This window comes from Parvibaculum sp. (assembly GCF_049672805.1).
Taxonomy (GTDB): Bacteria; Pseudomonadota; Alphaproteobacteria; order Parvibaculales; family Parvibaculaceae; genus Parvibaculum.
This window is the reverse complement of the sequence record NZ_JBATWS010000365.1, coordinates 1-4,030: the sequence shown is the minus strand read 5'-3', so window position 1 is coordinate 4,030 and position 4,030 is coordinate 1. Positions and strand designations below refer to the sequence as shown.

Annotated in this window: 4 protein-coding genes; 1 reads left to right on the top strand and 3 read right to left on the bottom strand. The window is 63.8% G+C overall.

What is annotated here, in order from left to right:
* Nucleotides 1–503 (bottom strand): P1 family peptidase (locus WBF74_RS11485; RefSeq protein ID WP_424439806.1); only part of this gene is annotated, 503 nt, incomplete at its 3' end.
* 113 nt (nucleotides 504–616) lie between these two features.
* Here WBF74_RS11485 and ggt point away from each other — a divergent pair.
* The gene (gene ggt, locus WBF74_RS11480) at nucleotides 617–2,347 is read left to right on the top strand and encodes a gamma-glutamyltransferase (RefSeq protein ID WP_424439803.1); all 1,731 of its coding nucleotides are present in this window, start codon (nucleotides 617–619) and stop codon (nucleotides 2,345–2,347) included.
* Nucleotides 2,348–2,428: 81 nt separating this feature from the next.
* On the opposite strand, the gene glk is transcribed toward ggt, so the two are convergent.
* Both glk and WBF74_RS11470 read right to left on the bottom strand, forming a co-directional pair.
* Nucleotides 2,429–3,433, bottom strand: a complete 1,005-nt coding sequence (gene glk, locus WBF74_RS11475; protein ID WP_424439800.1) for a glucokinase — start codon at nucleotides 3,431–3,433, stop codon at nucleotides 2,429–2,431.
* The coding region (locus WBF74_RS11470) for an alpha,alpha-trehalose-phosphate synthase (UDP-forming) (protein WP_424439797.1) at nucleotides 3,433–4,030 on the bottom strand (598 nt) is incomplete at its 5' end. The genes WBF74_RS11470 and glk, both read right to left, overlap by 1 nt.

Here is a 4,030-nt window from a genome sequence, read left to right as displayed (position 1 = left end):
CCCTTGTAGCGGCCTGCCACCGCGCCAAACCCCGCACCGGCATTACCCAGCGCGAGGTTTTCGCCCGCGGCCTCGCAGGCGGCCATGCCGAGCGCGCGATAGGGCGGCGCTTCGCCCCACCCCTTGTCGCCGCCATTCGCGAGGTCAAAGAGAATCGCGGCCGGCACGATGGGCGAGACGAGCGGGCTGCTGCCGACGCGGTAGCCCCGCCCGCGCGCGCCAAGCCAGATGGCCGCGCCCGATGCGGCCTCCAGCCCCCATGAGGAGCCGCCGGACAACACAATCGCATCCACCTCATCCACAAGGCAGGAGGGGTCGAGCAGATCGGTCTCACGCGTGCCCGGCCCGCCGCCGCGCACATCACCGCCTGCCACGGCGCGCTTTTCGGGCAGCACAACGGTCACGCCCGTTCGCGCTCGCACATCCTCCGCATTGCCGACCGCAATGCCGCCCACATCGCAAATATGATTGCGCGGACCCTTGCGGATGGCACCGAATTGCATGTCGCGTTCCCTTCCTGATCGCGCGAGCGCCCGCAAGGATTGCAGTGCACCCCGTTTTATCCGCATCATAGCAGACTGCTGCCCCAGAGCGCGCTACCGGAGGAGAAACAGATATGAGATATGAACGGCTCCTGCCGGGCCTGACGATCACGGTTGTTGCGCTGCTTGTGGTGATTGGCGGTGCGATATGGCTGCAGCGCGGCGAGGAACCGCGCGCCTTCATGATTGCGAGCGCCAGCAGCTATGCGAGCGAGGCGGGCGCGGAAATTCTCCGCAAGGGCGGCAGCGCGGTTGATGCGGCGATTGCCGTGCAGGCCGTGCTTTCGCTGGTGGAGCCGGAATCATCCGGCCTCGCGGGCGGTGCCTTCCTGCTGCATTACAATGAAGCGGAAGACCGGATCGATGCCTATGACGGGCGCGAAACGGCACCGGCAGGTGCGACGCCCGCGCTCTTCCTCGATGAGGAGGGCAAGCCGCTTACCTTTCTCGAAGCGATGATCGGCGGCAGCTCTGTCGGCACGCCGGGCGTGGTGAAGATGCTCTGGCTCGCCCATGAGGAACATGGTGTGCTGCCTTGGGAGCAGCTCTTCGAGCCTGCGATCCGCCTTGCCGAAGATGGCTTTGCCGTCGCGCCGAAACTCGCCCAGGCGATTGCGCGCGATCCTGTGCTAATGCAGATGCCGGTGGCACAGGATTATTTCTACCGCCGCAGCCCGGACGGCGCGCTCATTCCTGCCGCTGAAGGCGACATTCTGAAGAACCCTGCCTATGCGGAAACGCTGCGACGCATCGCGGCGCATGGCTGGAAAGGGTTTTACGAAGGGCCGGTTGCCGAAGAGATCGTCGCCACGGTGCAGAATGCGCCGCTGCGGCCCGGCACACTTTCGCTGCAAGACCTCGCCGATTATGAACCCAAGAAGCGCGAACCGGTTTGCGCGCCCTATCGGGCCTATCGCGTCTGCACGCTGCCGCCGCCCTCAGGCGGCATGACGGTGCTGCAGATTCTCGGCATTCTCGAAAATTATGATCTCGCAGGCATGGAAGCGATGACGCTCACCTCCGTGCATTTTATCGCGGAGGCCGAAAAGCTCGCCTATGCGGATCGTGACCATTATGTCGCCGATCCCGATTTCGTATCCATCCCCGTCTCCGCCATGCTCGAGCAGGAGTACCTCAAGAAACGGGCCTACGAGATTGATGCCAGCTACACGATGAGCAAGGCAAAGCCCGGCGCGCCCACCGACGAACATGCGATGCGCTGGGGTGAGAACCAGCCGATCGACAAGCCTTCGACCAGCCATTTCACCATTATTGACGGTGCGGGCAATGTCGTTTCCATGACGACGACGGTTGAAGGCCCGTTCGGCTCGCATCTCATGGCGGGCGGGATGATGCTGAACAATCAGCTCACCGACTTTTCCTTTCTGCCGGAAGTGGACGGAAAACCGGTGGCCAATGCGGTGGCGGCTGGAAAGCGGCCGCGCTCTTCCATGTCGCCGGTGATCGCGTTTGATAATGAAGGCGCGTTCTATGCCGCAATCGGGTCGCCCGGCGGTAACCGGATTATCGGCTATGTCGCAAAGACGCTGATTGCCCTGCTCGACTGGAATATGAGCATGGCAGATGCAGTTGCCCTGCCGCATTTCGTTGACCGTAACGGGAAGCTCGAAATCGAGGAAGGAACGGCGCTTGAAGAAATGGCCCCGCAGCTTCGCCAGCTCGGCCATATGATCGATACGCGCGAACTGATGAGCGGGCTGCACGGTATCCGCGTGACGCCGAAGGGGCTTGAAGGCGGTGCTGATCCGCGCCGCGACGGCAATGTGGTGACGGAGGAGCCGTGATGCGTCATTGCGAGGAACCGCATAGCGGCAAACACAGAGTTTGCGGCTTCTGGATTGCTTCGCTGCGCTCGCAATGACGAACTAAGGTTCGGCGCGGGCGATACGGGCGAGGCCGAGAAGGGCGGCGTCGCTTCGCAGGATGACGAATACCGGCACGGCGGCGAGCCAGGCGGAGAAGCGTCCTTTCGCCTCGAAACGGAGGCGGAAAATCTCTTCGTTGAAAAGCCCATCGCCCCGGCTGACCCAGCCCGGCACGACGCCGCCGCCAATATAGATGCCGCCCCGCGCGCCGAGCGTGAGCGCGAGATTGCCCGCCACCGCACCAAGCCAGCCGCAGAAAAGCTCTATCGCCTCCACTGCCAGCGCATCTTCGCGCGTGCGGGCGCGGGCGGTGATGTCGGGCGGTGTGAGAGACGGCACCGGCTTGCCTTCGATTTCCGCAAGCGCCGTGTAGAGCGTGACGATGCCGGGGCCGGAGAGCACGCGCTCCACAGATACATGGCCGAAGCGCGCTTGCAGGCGGGAAAGTATTTCCGCTTCCCGCGCATTGCCCGCGGCGAGGTCCGTATGCCCGCCCTCCCCCGGTAGCGCGATTTCCTCATGCGCGCCAAAGACAAGCGCGGAAGCGCCGAGGCCCGTGCCCGCCCCAAGCACGCCTTTCGGTGCGCGCGGCACGGGCGTCAATGCCGGGCCGACCGCATGAAGCTCCTCCTCCCTGAGGGCAGGGAGCGAAAGGGCGAGCGCGGAGAAATCATTGATCAGACGCGGGTGCGCGACACCGGTGACGGAGCCGAGATTTTCCACCGACACATTCCACGGGCAGTTCGTCATGGAAATGCGCGCGGACGGCCCTTCCCCTTCGAGCGGCCCGGCCGCGCAGGCGGCAACACCTGAAAGACGGGGCGCACCCGCCTCTTTCAGAAAGGTGCGGAGCGCAACCTCCATTGTCGGATAATCGGCGGTGAGGAAAACGGAAGGTGGCGAGATATCAAATCCGCCATCCACAGCGCGCGCGAGGGCGAAGCGCGCATTGGTGCCGCCAATATCTGCGACCAGCAGATCGCCTTCCCCCTTGCCGTCGCTCATTATCGTCCAGAGGCCACCGCGATTGGCTGTGCCCGCGAAATGGTCGCGAGTTCACCGAGAAAATCATCGCGCCATTGCGCGACATCCTGCGTCTTCAGCCGCGTCATCAAGGCATCAAAGCGCTCTCGCCTTTCCTGAAGGCTCATATAGCGCGCGATCTGAAGAGCATCGGCCACACCCTTTATATCATAAGGATTGACGATGATCGCCTCCGGCATCTGATAAGAGGCACCCGCAAAGCGGGACAGGATCAGCACGCCGGGGTCTTCCGGGTCTTGCGCCGCGACATACTCCTTCGCCACAAGGTTCATGCCGTCGCGGAGCGGTGTCACCAGACCGATCTTGCTCGCCCGGTAAAGGCCCGCAAGCGCACGGCGCGCCATGGGCCGGTTCAGATAGCGAATGGGCATCCAGTCAAACTCGCCATAGGTGCCGTTGATGTGGCCCGCAAGCCCATCCAGCTCCTCGCGCATGGCGCGATATTCCTGCACCTCGCCGCGCGAGGTGGCGGCGATCTGCATATAGGTGACCTGCCGCCTCACTTCCGGGTAGTCGGTCAGGAGGCGCTCATAGGCGCGGAAGCGTTCCGCAATGCCC